The 24,546-nt window shown below is 44.4% G+C and carries 19 protein-coding genes and 1 pseudogene; 13 read left to right on the top strand and 7 right to left on the bottom strand.

What is annotated here, in order from left to right:
• Positions 1–62 precede the first annotated feature (62 nt).
• Entirely contained in the window at positions 63–1,613 is a 1,551-nt protein-coding gene (leuA, locus tag L9Q39_RS10785) for a 2-isopropylmalate synthase (protein WP_237485067.1), read from the bottom strand.
• 577 nt (positions 1,614–2,190) lie between these two features.
• On the opposite strand from leuA, the gene L9Q39_RS10780 reads away from it, so the two are divergent.
• The 6 genes and pseudogenes from L9Q39_RS10780 to L9Q39_RS10755 all read left to right on the top strand — a co-directional run.
• Positions 2,191–2,850, top strand: a complete 660-nt coding sequence (locus L9Q39_RS10780) for a TetR/AcrR family transcriptional regulator (protein ID WP_237485066.1) — start codon at positions 2,191–2,193, stop codon at positions 2,848–2,850.
• A 2-nt stretch (positions 2,851–2,852) separates the two neighbouring features.
• Entirely contained in the window at positions 2,853–4,139 is a 1,287-nt protein-coding gene (locus L9Q39_RS10775) for an efflux RND transporter periplasmic adaptor subunit (protein WP_237485557.1), read from the top strand.
• Positions 4,136–7,237, top strand: coding sequence for an efflux RND transporter permease subunit (locus L9Q39_RS10770; RefSeq protein WP_237485065.1), 3,102 nt, complete (start codon positions 4,136–4,138; stop codon positions 7,235–7,237). The genes L9Q39_RS10775 and L9Q39_RS10770 overlap by 4 nt, the downstream gene beginning before the upstream one ends.
• Positions 7,238–7,570: 333 nt before the next feature.
• Positions 7,571–8,104 (top strand): phosphatase PAP2 family protein, encoded by a 534-nt coding sequence (locus L9Q39_RS10765; protein ID WP_237485064.1) that lies wholly within the window; start codon positions 7,571–7,573, stop codon positions 8,102–8,104.
• 9 nt (positions 8,105–8,113) lie between these two features.
• Complete coding sequence (locus L9Q39_RS10760) at positions 8,114–9,157, top strand: MJ1255/VC2487 family glycosyltransferase (RefSeq protein WP_237485063.1); 1,044 nt, start codon at positions 8,114–8,116, stop codon at positions 9,155–9,157.
• 177 nt (positions 9,158–9,334) lie between these two features.
• Positions 9,335–11,140 (top strand): annotated as a pseudogene (locus tag L9Q39_RS10755) (AMP-dependent synthetase/ligase); the annotation flags it as partial.
• Positions 11,141–11,338: 198 nt separating this feature from the next.
• Here L9Q39_RS10755 and shyC read toward each other — a convergent pair.
• The gene (gene shyC, locus L9Q39_RS10750) at positions 11,339–12,631 is read right to left on the bottom strand and encodes a peptidoglycan DD-endopeptidase ShyC (RefSeq protein ID WP_237485062.1); all 1,293 of its coding nucleotides are present in this window, start codon (positions 12,629–12,631) and stop codon (positions 11,339–11,341) included.
• 127 nt (positions 12,632–12,758) lie between these two features.
• On the opposite strand from shyC, the gene tyrS reads away from it, so the two are divergent.
• A complete protein-coding gene (gene tyrS, locus L9Q39_RS10745) occupies positions 12,759–13,949 on the top strand; it encodes a tyrosine--tRNA ligase (RefSeq protein WP_237485061.1) in 1,191 nt (396 codons plus the stop codon).
• A 99-nt stretch (positions 13,950–14,048) separates the two neighbouring features.
• Here tyrS and grcA read toward each other — a convergent pair whose 3' ends face one another.
• A complete protein-coding gene (gene grcA, locus L9Q39_RS10740; protein ID WP_237485060.1) occupies positions 14,049–14,426 on the bottom strand; it encodes an autonomous glycyl radical cofactor GrcA in 378 nt (125 codons plus the stop codon).
• Positions 14,427–14,794: 368 nt separating this feature from the next.
• Here grcA and nfo point away from each other — a divergent pair, with 368 nt between their 5' ends.
• From nfo to L9Q39_RS10725, 3 genes are all read left to right on the top strand, one after another.
• Positions 14,795–15,646: a deoxyribonuclease IV gene (gene nfo / locus L9Q39_RS10735; protein WP_237485059.1), complete on the top strand. Its 852-nt coding sequence runs from the start codon at positions 14,795–14,797 to the stop codon at positions 15,644–15,646.
• Between the two features lie 399 nt (positions 15,647–16,045).
• A complete protein-coding gene (gene ung / locus L9Q39_RS10730; RefSeq protein WP_237485058.1) occupies positions 16,046–16,723 on the top strand; it encodes a uracil-DNA glycosylase in 678 nt (225 codons plus the stop codon).
• 111 nt (positions 16,724–16,834) lie between these two features.
• The gene (locus L9Q39_RS10725; RefSeq protein WP_237485057.1) at positions 16,835–17,386 is read left to right on the top strand and encodes a hemerythrin domain-containing protein; all 552 of its coding nucleotides are present in this window, start codon (positions 16,835–16,837) and stop codon (positions 17,384–17,386) included.
• Positions 17,387–17,430: 44 nt separating this feature from the next.
• On the opposite strand, the gene L9Q39_RS10720 is transcribed toward L9Q39_RS10725, so the two are convergent.
• On the bottom strand, positions 17,431–17,616 hold the full coding sequence (locus L9Q39_RS10720; RefSeq protein WP_237485056.1) for a DUF3545 family protein: 186 nt from the start codon (positions 17,614–17,616) through the stop codon (positions 17,431–17,433).
• Positions 17,617–18,320: 704 nt separating this feature from the next.
• Between L9Q39_RS10720 and L9Q39_RS10715 the strand changes: the two genes are divergently transcribed.
• Complete coding sequence (locus L9Q39_RS10715) at positions 18,321–19,760, top strand: alanine/glycine:cation symporter family protein (protein WP_237485055.1); 1,440 nt, start codon at positions 18,321–18,323, stop codon at positions 19,758–19,760.
• Positions 19,761–19,875: 115 nt separating this feature from the next.
• Positions 19,876–20,652, top strand: a complete 777-nt coding sequence (gene yaaA / locus L9Q39_RS10710; protein ID WP_237485054.1) for a peroxide stress protein YaaA — start codon at positions 19,876–19,878, stop codon at positions 20,650–20,652.
• A 73-nt stretch (positions 20,653–20,725) separates the two neighbouring features.
• On the opposite strand, the gene srmB is transcribed toward yaaA, so the two are convergent.
• From srmB to fldB, 3 genes are all read right to left on the bottom strand, one after another.
• The gene (gene srmB, locus L9Q39_RS10705) at positions 20,726–21,955 is read right to left on the bottom strand and encodes an ATP-dependent RNA helicase SrmB (protein WP_237485053.1); all 1,230 of its coding nucleotides are present in this window, start codon (positions 21,953–21,955) and stop codon (positions 20,726–20,728) included.
• Between the two features lie 137 nt (positions 21,956–22,092).
• Complete coding sequence (locus L9Q39_RS10700; RefSeq protein ID WP_237485052.1) at positions 22,093–22,815, bottom strand: tRNA1(Val) (adenine(37)-N6)-methyltransferase; 723 nt, start codon at positions 22,813–22,815, stop codon at positions 22,093–22,095.
• 22 nt (positions 22,816–22,837) lie between these two features.
• Complete coding sequence (fldB, locus tag L9Q39_RS10695) at positions 22,838–23,356, bottom strand: flavodoxin FldB (RefSeq protein WP_237485051.1); 519 nt, start codon at positions 23,354–23,356, stop codon at positions 22,838–22,840.
• A 246-nt stretch (positions 23,357–23,602) separates the two neighbouring features.
• On the opposite strand from fldB, the gene xerD reads away from it, so the two are divergent.
• Positions 23,603–24,514, top strand: a complete 912-nt coding sequence (xerD, locus tag L9Q39_RS10690) for a site-specific tyrosine recombinase XerD (protein ID WP_290369143.1) — start codon at positions 23,603–23,605, stop codon at positions 24,512–24,514.
• Positions 24,515–24,546: the final 32 nt, after the last annotated feature.

Raw genomic sequence — 24,546 nt, 5'->3', positions numbered from 1 at the left:
GGTCTTAATTCCTTAAATGTTGTATTTGCTAATTTGTTTGAACCGTGTTGTAAAATGAACGATTACACCGTTTCAACTTTTTTCTGTTTAATCTCTTCGATCTGGTCGGCGCGATGAATGCTATTGATCACGTGCAATAGCGCTTCGCCTGAAGCCTCAACGATATCGGTAGAAATCCCCGTACCGTGATACTTGCGACCTTTATAATTGGCGATAATATCCGCTTGTCCTAGACCGTCTTCGCCTTCCCCTTTTGCGGTCAGGTCAAACTTGTCCAAAACAATATCGTAGCCTGTCACACGATAGATACATTGATAAAGCGCATCAACGGGACCATTGCCGACAGCGGCTTCACATTTTTCTTCATCGCCACACTGGATCTTGATACTCGTCGTTGCCATGACACTACCAGATTGCACGCTTAAATAGTTTAACTTGTAGAAGTCGTCTTCTTCACGCAAATTGCTAAAGTGCATCAATGCTTCAAGGTCGTAATCAAACACCTGACCTTTGCGATCGGCAAGCTTCAAGAAGTCTTCATATAGGCGATCTAGGTTGTATTCATTTTCGTTGTAGCCTAGTGAGTCCATATGACTCTTAACCGCAGCACGACCAGAGCGGCTGGTTAGGTTCAACGCCTTATCTTTCAATCCAATCGACTCAGGCGTCATGATTTCATAGGTGTTTTTATTTTTTAACATGCCATCTTGGTGGATACCAGAAGAGTGGCTAAATGCATTGGCACCAACAATCGCTTTGTTGTCTTGAATCGGCATATTACATAGCTGACTGACCAACTTACTGGTGCGGTGGATCTCTTGATGCTGAAGACCAGTATGTACGCCCATCAACTCTTGACGAGTTTTAATGATCATGGCGACTTCTTCTAGCGAGCAGTTACCTGCGCGTTCGCCAATACCATTGATGGTGCCTTCTACCTGACGTGCGCCTGCTTGAACCGCCGCGATAGAGTTTGCCACCGACATACCTAGATCATCGTGACAATGCACAGAAATGATCGCTTTATCAATATTTGGGACGCGGTTGAAAAGCGTTTGGATGATGCCACCGAACTCGTTAGGCACGGTGTAGCCAACCGTATCTGGAATGTTGATGGTACGAGCGCCGGCGTTGATCGCTGCTTCTACCATACGACAAAGGTTATCAATCGGGGTACGACCAGCATCTTCACAAGAAAACTCGACGTCGTCGGTATACTGACGAGCATGCTTAACGGCTCTTATGCCCATCTCAACCACATCATCATAGCTGCGGCGCAGTTTGTCTTGAACGTGTACGGTCGAAGTGGAGATAAAGGTGTGGATTCGGAACGCTTCCGCGACTTTAAGGGCTTCAGCGGCGGCATCGATATCTTTTGGTACAGCGCGAGAAAGTGCGCAAATACGGCTATTTTTGATGTGCTTGGCAATGGTTTGAACTGACTCAAAATCGCCGGGTGATGAGATTGGGAAGCCAGCTTCGATGACATCGACACCCAATCGCTCCAGCGCATAAGCAATCTGTAACTTCTCTTTCACCGTAAGACTTGCTGAAAGTGCTTGTTCGCCGTCACGTAATGTGGTGTCGAATATAATCACTTGATCATTATTCATAGTTGCTTCCTCCAAACCATTTAATCGTTTTCGTTCCGTTCGATTGATATAAAAAAACCCGCTTTAGGAGCGGGTCTTTAGGACTTTTCAGTGTGGTGTTTTTCGTCCACAACCTACCCGCGTGATAAAGTCACGATAAGGAGTAGGTTCAGGAGCAAAGAAAAACGTAAAATCACTGTTATGCAGTCCATAAAAATAAGTTATCAAGATTAGTACCGTACTCAGGCTGAGTCGTCAAGCATTTAGTTTAATTTTTATTTCATGTCGGCATTAGTGTTGGTGCTTTTATCGTACGTTGCTGGTGCACTAATGGTTGTTGTTATCTGAAATTGGGTAAAAACAATTAATCGATTTAGCGATCTGTGATTAATTTCTCTGTAATGACAAATGATTGGGTTAACCTATAATTAATCGCCGATTAATTATTCGCACATAGTGAAGATTTGTCATTGTTTTTGATAAAGGTTTTTCATAAAGATAATCGTTCGTCATAAAAAATGGTTCTTCATAAAAATAGATAACTCGGTATGAGTGCATAACGCAATAGTAGAAGTTGATTAATGGTAGAAGCAGATTAATGGCAGAAGCAAAGAAACGCAGAGTCGGGCGACCTAAACAGCAGACGGATGCAAGAGAGCAACTACTTGCCCGTGCGCGGGAGTTGTTTGTGGTGTTGCCCTATGAAAAGGTATCAACTCGACAAGTCGCTGATAATGCGGGTGTGAATATCGCGATGATTCGTTACTACTTTGGCAATAAAGAGGGGTTATTCGAAACCATGATTCGAGAGACCATCTTGCCCGTGATACAGAAGTTGGAGCAGGTGCTTGCTTCAGATGATCACCATAATTTGTTTGATTTTATGCGCATTTATTATCGAGAAATGATGAAAGTGCCTCAGTTTCCGCGCTTAATATCACAAGTGATGCATATGCCAGCCTCCGTGACGCAAAGGCGTTTGATGGAAAAGGTGTTTACCGATATGGTCAACCCTGGTCACGATGTGATGTATCACAAGCTTAGTGAGCTGGGCTATTTACGGCAGGGTGTGGATCCCACTCTGTGTAAGGTTTCTTTTATTTCTCTAACGGTGTTCCCATTTGTGGCACCGCCAGCCATGTTGCAACTCCATGGTGTGACCCTGACCGATGACTTTTTAGAACAGCTACTCGAGCACAATATTCGCTTGCTCACTCATGGCTTGCTCGTCCCACCTGACAGCGTAAAAGATGAATAATGATGAAATTAACTAATAACAAGTTCCTATTTTTTCCAGCACTCGCTATCGGTATTATCGCGGTGGTTTTGGCGGTAAAGCTACGTCCAGATGCTCCGACCAAACCTGCAGGTGATCGTGCGCGCGTGGTTGATGTTATGGCGCTATCCACTCAGAAAACCGCGCCATTGGTGATGGGCTTTGGGCGTGTCGAGCCTAAAGTGGAGTGGCAGGCGATAGCGGAAGTGACGGGCGCGGTAACGTTTAAGCACCCCGGTCTTGAAAAGGGCTCGGTGGTGGCTGAGGGAGCGGAAATTTTACGCATCGACCCGCTTGATTATCAACTAAAGCTCTCTCAAGCGATTGCGGATCTTAAATCGAGTGAGACGCAACTGACTCGTTTAGATCTGGAAGAAAGTAACTTAAAAGAGACGCTCAAGATTGAAAACAGTCGTTTGGCTTTGGCAGAAAATGAATATCAGCGCCGAGTGAATCTCAACCAGCGAGGTCTTGCGTCGCAATCGGATGTGGATACTCAGCAACAGAATATGTTGTCACAGAAGAAGTTAGTGCAAGAGATAAAGAATCAGCTCTCCTTGTTACCGGATGAAAGGCAAGTTTCCCAAGCTTTGGTTAACGTCAATCAAGCAAAAGTGGAAGAAGCACAACGTTCGCTGCAAAAAACCAAAATCATCATGCCGCAAACCATGCGTGTGGCGACCGTTGATGTTGAGATCAACCAAGTGGTCAACGTTCAACAAAGTATGGTTTCAGCACACAGAACCGATGTGATGGAAGTCGAGGCCCAGTTATCAATTCACGATTTACAGTTGTTGTTTGATAGCCTGACGTTGGATAGCGACGAACTCGACAATCAACTCGATAAACTGCATGCCTCAATCGAACTGAGTAGTGGTAACTTAGTGGCGACTTGGCCAGCCAAAGTCTCGAGAATCAGCGAGACCGTCGACCCGAACCAAGCCACTGCGGGTGTGATCTTAGAAATAGAACAAAATTCCAGTAAGACCATACCGCCACTCGTCAACGGTATGTTTGTTAAAGCCAGCATTGAAGGGCAGGCGAATCCGTCTTGGGTCATTCCAGAGCGAGCGCTTCATGGTGACAAAATCTATATCATGAATGCACAACAACGCTTGGCGATCCGTTCAGTTGAGGTTTTGTTTCGTCGCGATAAGCATGTCGTGATTGCGGGGGAGTTAAATAGCGGTGATAAGGTGGTATTAAACGACCTACTTCCCGCGATTGAAGGAATGTTATTGCGAGAAAAAAGCCAAGAGGTTGAGCAATGATACGTTTTTTCTCTAAGCACCCAACCGCAGCCAACCTATTGATGATCGCTTTGTTGATCTTGGGGGTAAGCTCACTCTCAACCATAAAGCGTGAAACCTTCCCTGAGTTCAGCCCTCCTTATATTATGGCAGCCATCACTTACCCCGGTGCTTCACCGCAAGAGGTGGAAGAGAGTCTATGCGTGCGAATGGAAGATGCCGTCGATGGTCTAGCGAATATTGAAGAAACCAAGTGTGAGGCGATAGAAGGCTCGGCAAGGTTAACGCTGAAACTGAATGAGAAAGCCGATATCGGTCGAATGCTGGTGGATGTTCAGACTCAAATCAATTCCATCAATGATTTTCCTGATGAAATCGAATCCCCCGTGGTTCAAGAGTTGGATTGGAATGAACCTGTGGTGGATATTGCCATTACCGCCAACACCAATTGGCCGGCACTTAAAGCGTATGCAGAGCAACTTAAACGTACCATGAAACTGGACTATGGCGTTTCCTTAGTGGAAGTCAGCGGATTTTCTGATCACCAGTATCGAGTGGAATTAAATACCCAGATCATGCGCCAACTCGGGCTGAGTATTAATGATATCGCGGTGCAGGTAGGCAATCAGAATATCAAACTGCCCAGTGGTAATGTAGAAACAGAAGATAAGAACTTTCTGATTCGCTTTGACGAGCGTCGCATTACCCCAGAGCAACTGGAATCGATTGTGGTGGGTTCCAGCGCCAATGGAGCACTGATTCGCTTAAGAGATATTGCCACCATCACCGACCGTTTTGAGCTTGATGAGCAGAAAGTGCTATTCAATGGCAAGCCATCCGCGGTATTGAAGATCAGCAAAAACAAAGAAGACGATGCGCTGAGAATTAAACAACAGGTTTCCAAGTTTGTTGAAGATCAGCGGCTGATTGCGCCTGATGGTATCACTTTGGAGATGACCAACGATCTCTCGTCGGTATTGTGGGATCGTCTGACCATGATGGTCAAAAATGGTTGGCAGGGCATCTTATTGGTCTTTGCGACGATGTGGCTGTTCTTTAGTTTTCGATATTCGTTCTGGGTTGCCGCTGGTTTGCCCGTCGCGTTTTTAGGCGGTTTGTTTATGATGGCGAATCTCGGCATCTCTATCAATATCATGTCCCTCGTCGGATTGCTGATGGCGATCGGTATTATGATGGACGATGCCATTGTGATTGCCGAGTCGATTCAAGCCCATTTAGATCGAGGACAGGATGTCGATAGCGCGGTGATTAATGGGGTAAAAACCGTATTACCGGGCGTCATCTCTTCTTTTTTGACCACCGTGTGTATCTTCGGCAGCTTGCTGTTTCTTGAAGGGGAAATGGGGGCAGTGTTGAAAGCGGTCCCTCAAGTACTGATTTTAGTGCTCTGCTTGAGTTTGGTTGAAGCGTTTTTGATCTTGCCCAATCACCTTTCTCACTCACTGCATAAGCAGAAGAAGGAAGGGCAACCCGTCAAGTTTAAACAGCAATTGTTGGTGCGCTTTGAACACTTTAGAAACACGACGCTGGTGAATGCTGTCAGTCGTGTTGTCGCCTATCGTTACGCTTTTATGGGCGGTGTCGTTAGCTTGTTGTTGATCTCGGTGAGTCTTATTCTCGGCGGCGTCGTTAAGTTTAACCCTTTCCCTGATTTGGATGGTGATATTGCGGAAGCAAGGGTCATCTTGCCGCCTGGGGCATCGTTGGCGCAAACTGAAAGAGTGGTAGACCATATTGTACAGTCTGCGGAAAAACTCAACCAAGAGTGGAGCCGTGACGTTGAGTTGGGTGAGCCTTTAGTTCTGCAAGTGACCAGTCAGTTTAATGCCAATCAGGATGCCAGTGAGTCAGGTCCCCATCTTGCGACGGTTCGCTTAGATTTACGCAGCGCAGAGGAGCGCTATACGCTCATCGACGAGTTTATTGACGCTTGGCGAGAGGATGTTGGGGAGTTAACCGATCCTATCTCTTTAGTTTTCAAACAACCGACGATGGGACCGGGAGGGCGTGCTCTGGAGATTCGAATTAAACACGATGACTTAGAGCAACTTAAAGCTGCCTCGATTGATATTCAGCAATACCTGAATGAGTTTGATGGCGTTTATGGTGTGCTGGATGACATGCGTCTCGGCAAAGAAGAAATTTTAGTTAAGCTGAGACCGGGTGCGGAGAGTTTTGGGGTCAACGGGCAGCAGATTGCCAGTCAACTTCGAGCCTCGTTCTTTGGTCAAACCGCGGATGAGATTCAGGTTGGCGTAGAGAACATTAAGATCGAAGTGAAATTGGATAGAAGCGATATTGCCGATATCCAGCAGTTATCTAATTTCCCTATTTTTTTAGCCGACGGTTCTCAAGTGCCACTCGCCACGCTTGCCATACTCGACTTTCAAAGAAATTATGTGCGCATACAACGCGTAGATGGTCTGAGAACCGTGAGTGTGTTTGGTGATATTGATACCAGCAAAGCCAATTCTTCAGAAATCATTCGAAAATTTCAGGCGGAAGAAATTCCCGCACTCCAACAAGCTTATCCGGGGTTGAGGTTTGACTTTGAGGGTGAAGCGAAAGATACCGCAAAAACAGGCAGTTCCATGGGCAAAGGTTTCTTACTGGGCTTGTTTGGTGTGTTTGCTATCTTGAGTTATCAATTTAGAAGCTACTTTGAACCATTTGTGGTGATGTTAGCGATACCATTAGCGTTTATTGGCGTGGTATTTGGACACTGGCTGTTAGGTCACTCGCTAAGTATGCCAAGTATTATGGGCTTTATTTCCTTAGCGGGTATTGTGGTTAATGATTCTATCTTGTTGGTGCAATACATCCGTCACCATGTCGATGCGGGAGAGAGCGTTCATGACTCGGTGGTGAAAGCGAGTCGAGAACGATTTAGAGCGGTATTCTTGACTTCCATGACCACGGCTGCTGGTTTGCTGCCGCTGCTGATGGAAACCAGCCTACAGGCTCAGGTTATTCAGCCTCTGGTGATCTCGATTGTGTTTGGGATCTTTGCGTCAACGTTGTTGGTGCTATTTATGATTCCATCTGCGTACGCGATCTTGGCAGATTGGGGGTTGGTACACAAACATGAAGAAATTTAGTCTTTGATGATAAGCGGATAGCGCCTGCACTATTCGTGCAGTGAATTAGTAAAATAAATACGCAAAATATATTCGCAACGTAACAGCGGCGGTAATGGTCTTGATCATTACCGCCGCTGTCGTCTTTATGGGGGAGCCGCATTTTACTGCCCGCCTTTCTGTGCTTTGTTAAAAATGACCATCTGTGTGGGCGGTAACTTGGTTTCGATGCCAGGTTATTGAGTAACCACTTCGCTGCAACTTTCATCATATCTCAAATAAACCGTCACCTCTTTGTCATTCAAACTGGCTATTTTTTGATTATGGATTACTTGCCATAACAAGGAGTAGGTGATGAGAACGATAGCCCCATTAGTGAGATTTGATTTAGCATTTTCATTATTTTGCTTAGGTCACCGATTTAATGCTGAAGTCGCGAGGATAAGTCGTTGGATCTCTAAAACCGGTGATGGTCACCTTTATGTCGTGATTGCGTTATTGGTCTGGATGTTTGATAGCACGTTTGGCGCACTGTTTCTCGCCACAGGGTTGATGGCTTTTGCCATTGAATTACCAATTTATTGGATTGCCAAAAATAGCTTTAAGCGTCGTCGCCCTCAAGAGTTGTCGGACTTGCTACAGGCCTATATCACACCCTCCGATCGTTATAGCTTGCCGTCAGGACATACCGCTGCTGCGTTTGTTATGGCAACGCTTATTGGACATTTTTATCCCGATTTTTATCTGTTTGCCTATATTTGGGCAACGTTAATTGGTGCAGCCCGAATCTTATTAGGGGTGCATTTTCTTACTGATGTTGTTATCGGCGCAGTGCTGGGTTTTTCGGCCGCCCAATTGGCATTAAGTTACCTACCGAGTTTGATGTAAGGGAAGTAAATGAGAATACTGTACGGTGTTCAAGGAACAGGCAATGGACACATCGCGCGCGCGCGCGCAATGTGTCAAGCACTCAAGTCTCATAATGTAGAAGTTGATTATCTTTTTTCCGGTAGAGATAAAGACAAATTTTTTTCCATGGAGCCTTTCGGTGACTATATGACACGCCGAGGTGTGAGCTTTGTGACCCAAAATGGCAAAGTGAACTATATCAAAACAGCGTTGAGTAATAGCTTTACCAGTTTCATCCGAGAGGTAAAGCAACTTGATCTTTCTGGTTATGATTTGGTGATTAATGATTTTGAGCCCGTATCCGCATGGGCAGCGAAAAGACAAAATATTGCTACCGTGAGTATTAGTCACCAGAATGCGTTTTTATTTGATGTGCCACAAAAGGGCTCAAACTGGCTGGATGATACGGTGATTCAACATTTCGCCCCATCTCAATATCAACTGGGCTTACACTGGTATCACTTCGACCAGCCAATATTGCCACCCATTGTTCATACCGTAGGTCATGACGTGACGATGGAAGACTTTGTGTTGGTTTACCTGCCATTTGAAAATACCCAGGCAATCATCGATGTGCTATTGCGCTTCTCAAGCCACAAATTTATCTGTTATCACCCTGATGTGAGCGAATGTCAGCATATTGAGAATATGGTTTTAAAACCATTGAGCCATGAACAGTTTCAAACTGACTTGCATCGCTGTGGTGGTGTGATTGCCAATGGTGGGTTTGAATTACCCTCTGAAGCATTGAGTTTAGGTAAAAAGCTGTTGGTGAAACCATTAGACGGTCAATTTGAACAGTTAAGTAACGCAGCGACATTGGAAAGTTTAGGTTTGGGTCATAGCATGGATTTTCTTGATGCTTCAGCGATTCGAAAGTGGTTAGATGAAAATCAGGCCGAGCGCGTATTTTATCCCGATGTGGCCGGCGAAATTGCCAGTTGGTTGCTGCAAGGCAATTGGGTATGCAGTAAAGATCTGCAGCGACGTCTGTGGGAAAAGGTAGATTTTCCAAGTTATGCAGCCATTTAGAAATAGAGGCTGATGATAAGGTGATAAATAGCTGGTCTGAGCTGTGCTATTTACTACCATTTGGTTACTATTTTTATTGATAACTTTGATGTCAGTCTGTTGCCTTTTTTAGATTCAGATGTACACTTGTGCGCTGAAAAAGCTTACATGTGTAAGCTAAAAAGGCATAGATAGAAAATGGCTAATTTAGATTTCCATATCGTAACAAAGATTCGTGAGCGTATTGCCCAAGGCGGCGATCGCATTGCTTTAAAACACAAAGTTAACCAAGTTTGGCAAGGGATCAGCTGGACAGAGTTTGGAAAAAGTATCGATTCACTTTCCCTCGCTCTATTGAAAAATGGAATTCAAATACAAGACAAAATCGGCATCATTGCTAACAATATGCCGAAGTGGACCATCACTGACTTGGGCGCGCTGCAAGTTCGCGCCGTCACTGTGCCTATTTATCCAACCAATACTGCGGCGCAAACCCGTTATATTGTACAGAATGCGGATGTAAAGATCTTGTTCGTTGGCGAGCAAGATCAGCTTGATGTGGCGATTTCAATTTTTGATGATTGCCCTCAATTAGACTGGATTGTGGTTTTGAGCGACGAGCAAGCGTTACCGGACCTACCTTATGTAGTTTCATGGTCGAAATTTATTGAGCAAGCAGACAGTCAATTCCAGACAGAATTAGATGATCGTATCAGCCAAGCGAATGAAGACGATCTATTGACACTGATTTATACCTCAGGCACCACAGGGCAGCCAAAGGGTGTGATGTTGGATTATGCGAATTTCGCCGCTCAACTGAAAGGGCATGATTTAAGACTGAGCTTGTCCGAAAGCGATGTATCGCTCTGCTTCTTGCCGTTGTCGCACGTTTTTGAGCGAGCATGGACTTATTATGTTCTCTATAAAGGTGGCACCAACTGTTATCTGCAAGACACGATGCAGGTGCGTGATGCATTAGGCGAAATTCGTCCGACCGTCATGAGCGCAGTCCCTCGCTTCTACGAGAAGATTTTTAGTGCTATCCACGAGCGTGTTTCAAAAGCCCCAATTCACAAGAAAATCTTATTCACTTGGGCAGTGAACATGGGCGCTAAAATGGCGCAATGTCGCCAGGACGATGTGAAGCCCTCTTGGCTGTTGCAAAAAAGCCATGCGATGGGCGACAAGATTGTGCTTAAAAAACTGCGTGAACTGCTAGGTGGTCGTATCAACTTTATGCCGTGCGGTGGTGCAAAGTTGGATGAAACGATTGGTCGCTTTTTTCAAGCGATCGGTATTAACGTCAAACTTGGCTATGGTATGACGGAAACCACGGCAACGGTATCTTGTTGGGATGACACTTGCTACAACCCAAGTTCAATTGGTATGCCGATGCCGGGGGCTGAGGTTAAAATTGGTGAAAACAGTGAGATCTTAGTGCGTGGTCCTATGGTGATGCGCGGCTACTACAAACTACCAGAAGAAACCAAGAAAACCTTTGATAGCGAAGGCTTCCTCAAAACGGGTGACGCGGGTGAGTTTGATGAGCAGGGGAACCTGTTTATTACCGACCGTATTAAAGAGTTGATGAAGACTTCGAATGGTAAGTATATTGCGCCTCAGGCGATTGAGGGTGCGATTGGTAAAGATCATTACATTGAACAAATCGCGGTCATTGCTGACACCAGAAAGTTTGTATCAGCGCTGATTGTACCGTGCTTCGATACTCTAGAAGAGTATGCAAAAGAGTTGAACATTGCTTATCAAGATCGATTGGAGCTGATTAAACATCACCAAATCGTCGAAATGTTTGAGAAGCGTATTTCAGGTCTACAAACCGAATTAGCAAAGTTTGAGCAGGTGAAAAAGTTTAAGTTGCTTCCCAAAGGTTTCTCTATGGATCAAGGAGAGTTAACACCAACGCAAAAACTGCGTCGTAAGGTGATTAATGATCGCTATCAAGATGAAATCGAAGAGATGTATACCGATAACCCAAAAGCTAAGCAAGAGAACAAAAAGCAAGAGAACAAAAAGCAAGAAAGTAAGCAGCACGAAAGCAAAAGCAAGCAGCCAGAAAACAAATCGCAAGACTAGTGGCTACTTATAGTTACTCCGACATGAGTCACTAAGAACTGAGCCACAAAGAAAAAACGCTTTCCCATCGGGAAAGCGTTTTTTTTATTGAGAACAAGATACAAGTTATTAGTGATTAGCAAATAACAACTGGCTGTATCTCTGCATAGTCTCAAGCCTATTCTCGGCATTGGCTAAGAAAGTTTGCTTCGCTTTGCCTGTCAGTGATTTAGATTGAGGTAGCTTGACCGTGCGAGCGTTTTTGTGCACCCCATTAACCAAAAATTCATAGTGCAGATGCGGTCCTGTAACTCGACCAGTACCACCAAGGGTTCCGATGGTTTGTCCTTGCTTGACTCTTTGACCGGTTTTTACGCTACGCTTCTGAAGGTGCAAGTACTTGGTAATATAGGTATTACTGTGCTTAATAAAGATATAGTTGCCGTTGAATTGGTTGTAGCTAGACTTCTGTACAATACCATCACCCGCTGCCCAAATAGGTGTGCCAACGGGCGCGGCATAATCGGTACCGCGGTGGGCGCGGACTTTTCCTGTCACCGGGTGGCGTCGATTTGGATTAAAGTTAGAGGTGACGCGACGAAAATCGAGTGGTGAGCGCAAAAAGGCTTTTTTCATTGCTCGACCGTTTTCATCGAAGTAGTTGCCAGTCTTATCGTCTAAAATAGCCTTGAAAGTATCGCCTTGGTTGGTGAACTCCGCTGCGATAATTTTTCCGCGCCCGACCACTTCGCCTTCTACAACTTTTTCTTGATAAAGCAATTTGAATTTGTCGCCCGAACGAATATCTAAAGCAAAGTCGATATCCCAACCAAACAAACCTGCCAACTCCATAATTTGGTTAGCAGTCAGTCCTGAGCTGATACCGGCATTCCAGAAGTTAGATGAGATGTTTGCTTGCGCATAGTTGTATTGGAAGTAGACCTCTTTTTCGTCTAGCGAAGAAGTAAAGCCGTCATCGGTGCGAGTAATATTAAAGGTTTGGTATTCGCTGATTTTTCGTTTCAGTTTGACAAATTGCTTGTTTTCATCAAAGCCAAATATCAGTTTGTCGCCGGGTCTGAGCTTGGTCAGTTGTTGCTTGATCTCTTTATTGGTATTGAGAAGGTCATGGAGCAGTCTTGGAGTAAGACCAAGTCTTTGGAATAGAACGGCGGCACTTTCGCCTGAACGCACGGTATGTTCTTCCCAGTTTAAAATCACTGACGGTAAAATCTCGTCGCCAATTTGTAAGCCATCAAAGTTAATTTCAACGGGATAGTGTTGACCGACAACAAGCTTGTCGGGATCGACCTTTTGTAATTCGGAAGCGTCCGGAAGCATTAACGCTACCGCGATCAGAGCCGAAAAAAAGCAAATGAGCGCACGGTGAAGCCAAGGTAGGCGCTGGAAAATAGAGACCATGTGAATTAATTCAATTTATTTTAAAGATTTCCTAAGGCAATTAGTCTAACTGGTTTCAAAAAACATCGCTATTCAAGTAATATGTCAAATTAAACTATTTTTGCCAAATCTGTGGGAGTGAACAAGAATGGCGAACCTTGAAGCAGCATTAGCTGAAATCAAACGCGGTGTGGATGAGTTAATCCCAGAAGAAGAACTGATTGAAAAGCTCAAAGAGGGGCGTCCTCTTCGTATCAAATTAGGTGCCGATCCAACAGCACCAGATATCCACCTGGGCCATACAGTTATTCTAAACAAACTGCGTGCTTTCCAAGATCTTGGCCACCACGTAACATTTTTAATTGGTGATTTCACCGGTATGGTAGGCGACCCTTCGGGTAAGAACATTACTCGCCCACCACTGACTCGTGAAGATGTCCTTCGCAATGCCGAAACATATAAAGAGCAAGTATTCAAAATCTTAGATCCTGCTAAGACAAAGATTGCGTTTAACTCTGAATGGTTATCTGACCTAGGCGCTGAAGGTATGATTCGTCTAGCGGCAAACCAGACCGTTGCTCGTATGCTTGAGCGTGATGATTTTAAAAAGCGTTATAGCAATGGTCAGCCAATTGCTATCCATGAATTTATGTATCCACTGCTACAGGGTTATGACTCAGTTGCGATGGAAACCGATGTGGAACTGGGTGGTACGGACCAAAAGTTCAACTTGCTAATGGGTCGTGAGCTACAAAAAGCCCATGGTCAAAAACCGCAAGTGGTTCTTACTATGCCACTTTTAGTTGGCTTAGATGGTGAGAAGAAGATGTCTAAGTCTGCTCACAACTACATCGGTGTTAGTGAAGCCCCATCAGAGATGTTTGGTAAAATCATGTCTATTTCTGATGAGTTGATGTGGAGCTATTACGAGCTGCTATCATTCCGTCCTCTGAGCGAGATCGCTCAATTTAAAGCGGATGTAGAAGCTGGCAACAAGAACCCGCGCGACATCAAGATTCTATTGGCGAAAGAAATCATCGCTCGTTTCCATTCAGAAGCGGATGCTGATGCAGCAGAGCAAGAATTCATCAACCGTTTCCAGAAAGGTGCAATGCCAGACGAAATGCCTGAGTTTGAACTTGAAGCGGGGATGCCAATTGGTAATCTGCTAAAAGAAGCAGGTCTTGTGAACTCGACATCGGATGCGATGCGAATGATCCGTCAGGGCGCGGTGAAAATTGATGGCGAGAAAGTCGAAGATACAAAGTTGGTGCCAGCAGAAGGACAAGCGGTGTATCAAGTGGGTAAACGCAAGTTTGCTCGCGTGACGTTGAAGTAATTTTCTTCGTTGCAGTGACAAAAAACCTCCTTTAGGAGGTTTTTTTATAAAAAAAACAGGCGCTAAAAGCGCCCGTCTTATAAATATGATTTACTGGAATTATAGAGATTCAGTAAAAGTACGTGCGATTACGTCACGTTGTTGCTCTGGAGTTAGAGAGTTAAAACGCACAGCGTAACCAGAAACACGGATAGTAAGCTGTGGGTAGTTCTCAGGGTTAGCAACCGCGTCTTCAAGCGTTTCACGCTTAAGAACGTTAACGTTTAGGTGTTGACCACCTTCAACCTTAGGAGCCGCTTCAATAGCCACTTCGCGGCTTTCGTATTCACCAAGATCGCTAACTGCAATCACTTGGTCAGCTTCAAAACCAGAGTTTGCTGCCACACAACGAGCTTCATCTTTATCGCTATCGATTAGCCAGATTGAATTTAGTAGATCGTCGTTCGCTGCTTTAGTAATTTGGATACCTTGAATCATCACTATCTCCTAGTCCACATTAGAGTGGTATTTTATGGTGTTAATTTTCAAAATGTTGTTGAGCTGGTCTATGTATAACTCTTGTGGCGAATTATAGTATTGATGTAGATCAAATTACAACAAAAAACATTAAATTCATTGAGGTTATTTTTTTGATTAATGTCAACTAAACCTGTGATAATCTGCATTTCAACTTTGAATTTAAGTATTAAAAAATAGTTGAACACTAAAAATGTTGTAATAAAACTACATTTGTAACTTTGGTTTCGCTCTGAATTCGAAAGATCAAGGGCTTCCAAAGGTGTTTGTGAAAGTCGAAGATCACAAAATAACAGTTTCCAAAATGTGAAGTAGGTCGGTTTGAAAAAATGAAAAAATTTATTGGTGCCCATGTTTCAGCTGCTGGTGGTGTAGACCTTGTGCCACAGAGAGCCCATGAGATTGGAGCGAATGCATTTGCTCTATTTACTAAGAATCAACGACAGTGGGTCGCGAAACCATTGGCTCAGGAGACAATAGAGCGGTTTAAATCAGAATGTGAAAAATATAATTATCGTCCTGAGCAAATCTTACCTCACGATTCTTACCTGATTAACCTAGGTGCCCCAGAAGCAGAGAAGCTAGAAAAATCGCGTAATGCCTTTATTGATGAAATGGAACGATGTCACCAACTGGGACTCACGTTATTGAATTTCCACCCTGGGAGTCATCTAAAAAAGATCTCTGAAGATGAATGTCTAGCATTGATCTCAGAGTCGATAAATATTGCCCATCAGCGAGTGCCGGATGTGATTGCCGTAATTGAGAACACCGCGGGGCAGGGGAGCAATCTTGGTTGGAAGTTCGAACACCTTGCTCAAATCATTGAAGGCGTTGAGGATAAAAGTCGTGTCGGCGTCTGTATTGATACCTGCCATACTTTTGCGGCGGGTTACGATTTGTCCACACAGGCTGCCTGTGCTCAGACATTTAGTGAGTTCGATCGTATTGTCGGCATGCACTATTTACGTGCAATGCATTTGAATGATTCAAAAATTGAATTAGGTGGACGTGTAGATAGACATCATTCACTGGGTCAAGGGCATATAGGTTGGGAATGTTTTCAATATATTATGACCCACAGTGAGTTTGATTCTATCCCCTTGATATTAGAGACAATTGAACCATCAATATGGTCGGATGAAATCCAACAATTGAGACGTTTTGCATTAATTGATTAGAAATTTTCTACTGGAACTGGAATATTGGCATCTTTCTTTCATAATCATTTACATGCACGTTGCATAAAACTGTGATTTAGAGAGGTGTCATTATGTCCAGAACCGCAACCCCAAGAGTCGCGCCTACCCGTTCAGCTCGCCTTCCCGCACCTAACAGACATATTCACTGTCAAGGTCACTATCGAACGCCACAGTTAAAAAATAGCCATAATCATTAAGCGTCATCATCACGAAGTATTTTGCGTCTCGCTCGATATTGCCAATACTTGCAACTGACTACTGGTTTGTTTGCAACGCGATATGATGACTATTGACGGCTTTTCTTAAGCTAATTAGCGATTTATATCTGTACAGTGTTATCATTTCTGCTCGTTAAATCAGTGTTAGCAGGAGCAAACAATGGACACACTTACATGGCATGATGTTATTGGTGCAGAGAAACAACAGTCATACTTTAAAGACACTTTAGCCTTTGTTCAGCGTCAGCGAGAACAAGGACTTGTTGTCTACCCTCCTGAGACTGACGTGTTTAACGCCTTTCGCTTTACTGAATTTCACGATGTGAATGTCGTTATTCTTGGGCAAGATCCTTATCATGGACCTAATCAAGCTCATGGTCTCTGCTTCTCGGTAAAACCTGGGGTAAAAACGCCGCCATCACTGGTCAACATGTATAAAGAACTTAATCAGGATATTGAAGGTTTTCAAATCCCAGATCACGGCTATTTAGAGAGTTGGGCAAGGCAAGGGGTGTTGTTGTTGAACACGGTTCTAACGGTTGAACAAGGTAAGGCTCACTCTCATGCAAAATGTGGTTGGGAGACTTTTACTGATCGAGTCATCGAAGCACTCAATTTACACGGCAACAATATTGTCTTTTTGCTTTGGGGCGCACACGCTCAGAAAAAAGGCGCAGCGATTGATGGCAGCAAGCATCATATCTTGACCGCGCCTCATCCATCACCTTTGTCAGCACATCGAGGTTTCTTTGGTTGCCGACACTTTTCTCAAACCAATCAATTGCTAAATCAAATGGGTAAGCCTGTGATTGATTGGCAGCCTAGATTGACGGAATAATATTTATTAAATTAGTTGCCCATTGGGTGCTTAAATTTCGAGCAGCGTCATAACCATTCTCGGAGTCATGCTATACACTTATTAAACGTATGGACTTATGGAGAGAGGACTATGATGTTAGAAAGGATTAGGCGTGAACACGGATATATGGTTCGTTTGCTAGCAATATTGAATCGAAAGCTGCAGCGTTTAGAGCAAGAAGAGACCATTAACTATGGCTTGGTCAAAGAGATCGTCGATTATCTAGCGAATCATTCCGATAAGGTTCACCACCCGAAAGAAGACATTCTTTATCACTACTATATTCAGCACTATGGTTCGCGTCAGGAGATCGCCAACCTAGAGTTCGAGCATGAGCAACTGTCTGAAAAAAGCCATGACTTTTTAAATGTAGTTGAAATGATTTTACATGATGCTGTTGTGCCGAAAGAGTTGTTCGCGGATCAGTTAGCAGAGTTTATTCGAGATCAGAAACGACATCTTGATAATGAGGAACAGCAGGTATTGCCGCTGATAGAGCAGACATTTACCACTAGGGATTGGCAGCAGGTAGGAGCGCAATGGAGTGAAAGCGCGAGCGATCCTGTGTTTGGTGAAACTATTGCTGATCGTTATCGCCAACTGGCTGAACGAGTCAGGCAAAATGACTTGGAATCTGTCTAGTGCCGTAAAAAATAATCCCCATCGATGTGATGGGGATTATTTGTTTAAAGCTTGATGTCATCTAGAGAGAAATCAAGACCTATGTCCATGTCGTTGAGTTCTTTACGTAGTCTTTGTTTGTCTTTTATCTCTTCTATTTCGCGCCAGCGACGCTTAGAAGGTTTGGAGCGCGAAGCGCGTGTACGCGTCGTTTCAAAGTCCATCATAGTGTTTAGTTCAAAGCCGTCCATAAGCAACCTCTCTATTGTTGTTTCCCCTCACGGAGTCCCTTAAGTAACATATTACTAGCGAGATTAACCTTGATATATTTCTCAAATGTTTCGCTAAAATGAAGCTTTTATGCCATTTTCAACACCATCTCACACTTTTTTAAAGTACTTTTGTTTGAAAAATAACCACTTAAATCACATTTAAATAAAGAAATTCTTAAGTAGGTTTGTTAACAAGGTGTGCAAAGGCTTATGAAGGGCAGTGTCTATGTGCTACGAGAGGTATTCTTGATAAATGAGAATCAATAAAAAGTACTTCATTCTCTAAAATATTGTCTAAGCTTTGCTATATCAAGGTTTAAGGTCGCTTGGTGATAACGCCACAGGTCTAACAGTTGCAGCTTTTAAACGTTAATTTGTTGAGGTTGTTTTGTTTTTGTTTTGTGGGTGTTTTGTTTTTTGCTCTGTTAATGGTTAGTAGTTTTAAGGTAAAAAATAACAAAACATTGCCATTAAGTGCATATTGATTTTTGATTCTCTTGGGGTCAGAATCCGCTCCGTCAAAATGTACGCCGATTTGTGTTGTGTTCTCAACGCATAAGAATAACAAGCTAAGTTGTGCTGAAAAGAAACAAAATTAGCCGTATACATGGACTGTAGACAAACACAACTTAGGAAGCACTTGGACGTGCAACTCGGTGCTCTAATTTTAAGAGAGGTTTAAAGTGACAGGCATTATCGATTTAATGAACGATCTTCTGTGGGGATCGATTCTGGTTTATTTGTTGGTGGGTGTGGGTATCTATTTCACAGTTCGCCTTGGATTTATTCAATTCCGTCATTTCGGTCACATGTTCAGTGTGTTGAAAAACAGCCGAAAGTCTGACAGTTCTGGTATCTCCTCTTTCCAAGCTCTTTGTACCAGTCTAGCAGCACGCGTAGGTACCGGTAATATGGCAGGTGTAGCCGTTGCACTTACCATGGGCGGTCCGGGCGCGATTTTCTGGATGTGGTTAATCGCTATGTTAGGTATGGCAACCTCGTTTGCTGAAAGTACCCTAGCGCAACTGTATAAAACTCGTGATGACGACGGTAACTACCGCGGTGGTCCAGCATACTATATGGAGAAAGGTCTCGGTATGCGCTGGATGGGCGTCCTGTTCTCAGTATTCTTAATCATTGCTTTCGGTTTAGTATTTAACGCAGTACAGGCTAACTCGATTGCCAATGCAATGAATACGGCTTTTGGTGTTGAGCCACTCTTTGTGGGTATCGCGATTGTGCTTGTTTCTGCTTTTGTTATCTTCGGTGGTATCCGTAAGATCGCTCGTACTGCAGAATTGATTGTTCCTGTGATGGCTGTCGCTTATTTGGTTCTTGCTTTTGCTGTGATGTTGATGAACATCGAGAAAGTGCCAGAAGTGCTCGCTTATATCTTTAAGAGCGCTTTCGGTCTGCAAGAAGCAGCAGCAGGTGGTGTCGGCTATGCGATTGCACAGGCTATGATCCAAGGTATTAAACGTGGTCTATTCTCGAATGAAGCGGGTATGGGTTCTGCGCCAAACGCAGCCGCGTCTGCAACACCTTATCCACCGCACCCAGCGTCACAAGGTTATGTTCAGATGCTTGGTGTGTTTACCGATACGATCGTTATTTGTTCGGCGACGGTTGCGATTATCCTTATGTCAGGTGAGTACGTTCCTCACGGTGAAGTGACGGGTATCGAATTGACTCAGCGTGCACTGAGTGCGCAAGTCGGTGACTGGGGTGGTATCTTTGTTGCGGTCGCCATCTTCTTCTTTGCCTTTACGTCAATTATTGCGAACTACTCGTACGCAGAGACCAACTTGATCTTCTTAGAGCACAACCACAAAGCGGGTCTGAATGTCTTCCGTGTGATTGTTCTTGCAATGGTGATGTTCGGTTCTATGGCAACGCTACCAACGGTTTGGGCTCTGGCAGATGTTTCCATGGGATTAATGGCCATCGTCAACTTGATTGCTATCATTTTGCTATCGGGCATCGTGGTGAAACTGGCGAAAGATTACAACAACCAGTTAAAAGCGGGTAAAGTGCCGACTTTTGATGCGAATGACTACCCAGAGCTGAAGTCTCAGCTTGAACCGGGTATCTGGGATAATACGAAAGAGAACAGCAATAACTAACCATTGCTTTAATCTATCTCAGAAATAGAACAAGCCATGCATGATTTCATTGAAGAAAGTGCATGGCTTTTTTTATACTGGGGTATCAATGAAAAAATAAATAAAGAGTAAAGTTATGCTGATCGTTGTTTCTCCGGCTAAAACACTTGATTATGAATCCGAGTTGGCCACGGACAAGTTCACTCAACCTGAACTGGTTGAACACTCAGCAGAGTTAATCGAAGAGTGTCGAAAGCTGACGCCAAGTGATGTCTCTCAGTTAATGAAAGTGAGTGATAAAATCGCCGGGCTGAATGTGGCTCGATTCCAGCAGTGGAGTGAAAGCTTTACCCAAGAAAACGCCAGACAAGCGATTTTAGCGTTCAAAGGGGATGTCTATACCGGATTGGATGCAGGGAGCATGTCTGAGCAAGATTTCGAGTTTGCACAGCAACATCTCAGAATGCTATCTGGGCTTTACGGTCTGCTTCGACCTCTGGATCTGATGCAACCCTACCGACTAGAGATGGGCACCAAGCTGGCGAATGGTCGTGGTACAAACCTGTATCAGTTCTGGGGTGATGTCATTACTGACAAGCTCAATACGGCACTAGCTGAGCAAGGCGATAATGTTCTGGTGAATCTGGCTTCGAATGAGTACTTTAAATCGGTTAAGCCTAAACAGCTGGATGCACAAGTGATTACGCCGATCTTTAAAGACTGTAAAAACGGTCAATATAAAGTGATCAGTTTCTACGCTAAGAAGGCGCGTGGTTTGATGGCGCGTTATATAATCGACAATCAAATCAGCTCTGTTCAAGCGCTCACTCAATTTGATGTGGCAGGGTATTACTTTGTCGAAGAAGAGTCGACCGCAACAGACTTAGTATTCAAACGCGAAGAACAAGCCTAAGCCTCGATGGCTTTTGCCGTCATGTATCATTAAAAAAACGCCAATCATGAGATTGGCGTTTATTATTAGTAAGTTACTTTTTCTTGGTCGTCTTTTTCTTAACGACTTTTTTCTTATCGTCTTTTTTAACTTTCTTTTTCTTTTTAAACACTGGCTTTTTGTGCGTTGGACGCATGCCGTCGATAAAGCGTTCTTTAATTAGTTCTTTGGTGTAACGAGCGACCCGATCCATCATTGGCTGATCGTGTGCTTCTACGATAGAAATCGCGATACCTTTTTTGCCTGCGCGAGCAGTACGACCAATACGGTGCAGGTAAACGTCAGCACTTCTTGGCATATCATAGTTAATGACGTGAGAAACGTCAGGTAAGTCAATACCACGCGCCGCCACATCCGTAGCCAGTAGAATGTTAACCGAACCCTCTTTAAAACGACTGATCGCGTTGTTGCGGCGATCTTGCGGCATTTCACCTTGAATCCAAGAGCAAGTGATCTGCGCACTATCAAGCTGCTGGCGAAGTTCTGCTAAACGTTCACGTGTTTTTAGGAACACGATGCTGCGTTGAGCTTGTTCAGTGAGGATATGTTTAAGCAGTGCCAATTTATGATCAGCGCTGTCTGCTCTGTGGTACCACTGAGTGATTTTTTTGCGCTCACGTAGTGACGGTTCGGCATCGATTTGAGCTGGGTTCTTAAGAAGATCAGCGGTAAAACCTTCAACACCACGACCTTCAAGCGTCGCTGAGAACAGCAGTGTTTGTTTACGCCAGCGACATTCTGCAGACAGGCGATCAACCGTCGGACCAAAACCCATGTCCAACATGCGATCCGCTTCATCAAGGATCAGCCACTCAATGGCACGACAATCAAATCGTTCTGCCTCAATATACTCCATCAAACGTCCAGGCGTTGCTACAACGATATCCTGTGTTTGAGCCAACGTATCGGCGTGGGTATCGTAAGTCACGCCACCAGTGATGGTCGCGACTTTTAGGTGAGTGTTAGCGGCAAGCTGTTTGGTTTGCTCTGCAACCTGCATGGCGAGTTCTCGCGTTGGCGTGAGAATCAGCACGCGCGCTGGTCCGGCTTTCTTACGAGGGAAGTCCAAAAGATATTGGATTGCCGGGATGGCAAAAGCGGCGGTTTTTCCGGTTCCTGTCGGCGCAGAAGCAAGAATGTCGCGGGCTTCTAGTGCTTGTGGAATCGTTTGAGCCTGGACTTCAGTAGGACGTTCATAGCCCATTGCCTCAATAGCTTCAAGAAGGCTAGGATCTAAATCTAATTCTGCAAATGTTCTGATCACTGCAATGTCTCCACAAGACGAGTGTTGGTCCCCAAAAAAACACGGGGAAAAAGTAGGGCGGCTATTATACCCAAGAAACCTTATTATACTAGGTGGTTGATAATAATTCGGTAGGAAAATGATCGCTGAGCGCTTGATTACATTTTTAGGTAGAAAGCTTGGGTCAGAGCGATAAAGTCATCCGAGTATCCGCCCTTTGAATCATGAATGACTAAAGTGGTTTGTTCTGTTGCTCGTTGTTGCTGATTATGCAGGCTTAATTCGATAAGCAGTCGATGACAACCTTTGCTATCAGTAGTATGAACCTGACACAATCGACTAAGGTGCCAATCATTCTGCTGAGCAAGTTGAATAAATGCCATTCCTTCTGCGGTTGGTAGTACAAAGCTCGCTCTACCCTTATCCGTTAGCAGCTGCTGACAACGTTTTAGCAACGTTGGGTGTGATAGCGTGTCGGTATGTCGGGCAGTGGCTCGCGATGCAGACTGAGCCTGCTGACCAGAATTAAAGTAAGGTGGATTGCAGATGATGGTATCAAACTGGTGTGTGAATGGCATAACCGCAATATCGCCCTGCATAACATTCACGCGTTGAGCCCACGGAGAGTGAGCAACATTGTGACTGGCATCTTGATAGGCATGGTTATCGATATCGACCGCTGTGATCTGCGCTTGATGGTAACGTTGCGCTATCATCAAAGAAAGCAAACCTGTGCCGGATCCGATGTCCAATACGTGTTGCCCAGACACTTGTGTCCAGGCGCCAAGCAATACACCATCGGTGCTGACGGGCATACCAGAATGTCCGTCATGAATCGTAAACTGCTTAAATTGAAAGCCTTTGGTCGGGTTCGATCTCATAGTAATGGTGAACAATCGCGCATTAAAGGGTGTCTTGATATTCTATCAAGATTTGCTCACACCAAGTGGCGATCCGCTCGTCACTCAGGTCATACTGTGAATCTTCATCCAGTGCCAAACCGACGAACTGTTTGTCATCATTGGTGAGTGCTTTTGAGGCTTCAAACTCATAACCTTGATTTTCCCAGTAACCGATGAACTGGACACCGGTGACTTGCAACTCTTGGTGTAGCAGCCCCATCGCATCCAAGAACCATTCGCCGTAGCCTTCTTGATCACCAAGACCAAACAGAGCAACATGTTTTCCAGCTAACTGTAATCCAGAAAGCTCACTCCATACCGCGCCCCAATCTTCTTGCAGTTCACCAAAATCCCAAGTCGAAATACCTAAGATCAGCAGGTCGTAGTCATTCATTAGGGCAACGGGTGTCTCTTTGATATTAAAAATATCGACTAGCTCGGCACCAATAATGTCTCGAATTTTCTCTGCTGCCATTTCGGTATAACAGGTTGAAGATCCGTAAAATAAGCCAATTTTCATCGTGTACTGTCAGTTGAGGTTGGATTAGACAGCGATTTTATACACAACTGAGGAGAAGTTTCAAAGCCAATGCTCGTGTCTATGTGAAATTGTGTCGAAATCATGGGGAGAGTGAAGGTGAACGTAAAGCTATTTTGCTGATGGTTAGACTGTGGTATTGGTATTACCAGCGAGTTTTTATAGCTTTCTGTTATCTTCTCGCATACCCTGTAAACAGTAATAAAAAGAATAATTTCAGAGGCGTAAGTGAATAAAGTCAACACCCAAGATCTTGGCTTAGTTGAGCAATTTCTTGACTCTATGTGGATGGAGAGAGGGTTATCAGAAAACACCCTAGCGTCTTACCGCAATGACTTGATGAAACTTTTAGGTTGGATGAAATCGAACAACTATAAGCTCGATTTTATCAGCTTATCTGGGCTACAGGATTATCAAGCTTTTTTGACCGATCAGGATTATAAACAGTCGAGTAGGGCAAGAATGTTGTCTGCGATTCGTCGCCTGTTTCAATACCTACACCGAGAGAAATTACGCTCAGATGATCCAACGGCGCTGCTGATTAGCCCCAAGCTTCCTAAACGACTCCCCAAGGACTTAACCGAAGAGCAGGTGACAGAACTGCTTGATGCGCCCAATACCGATGACCCGATTGAACTGCGAGACAAAGCCATGCTCGAGTTGCTTTATGCTACCGGATTGCGTGTCACTGAGTTAGTGAGCTTGACGATGGAAAACATCAGTCTTCGTCAAGGTGTGGTGCGAGTGATCGGTAAGGGTAATAAAGAACGCTTGGTACCCATGGGCGAAAATGCCGTCGATTGGGTGACGGAATTCATCAATAAAGGGCGTCCGGAACTGTTAGGAGATAAGCCATCCGATGTGGTATTCCCAAGTCGTAGAGCGAGACAGATGACCCGCCAGACCTTCTGGCATCGTATTAAAATCTACGCCACGGTCGCAGGGATTGATAGTGAGTATCTATCCCCACACGTTTTGCGTCACGCCTTTGCCACGCATTTGCTGAATTATGGCGCTGACCTTAGAGTGGTTCAGATGCTACTAGGACATAGTGACTTATCAACCACACAAATTTATACTCACGTTGCCACTGAGCGACTGAAAAGTATTCATAGCCAGCACCACCCAAGGGCTAGCTAAATTTAACTTAATCGTTATAGAACCAAAAGGTG

Source organism: Vibrio hippocampi, from assembly GCF_921292975.1.
Lineage (GTDB): Bacteria > Pseudomonadota > Gammaproteobacteria > Enterobacterales > Vibrionaceae > Vibrio > Vibrio hippocampi.
Note: the sequence above shows the minus strand (reverse complement) of the source record. Positions and strands in the feature narration are given on the sequence as shown.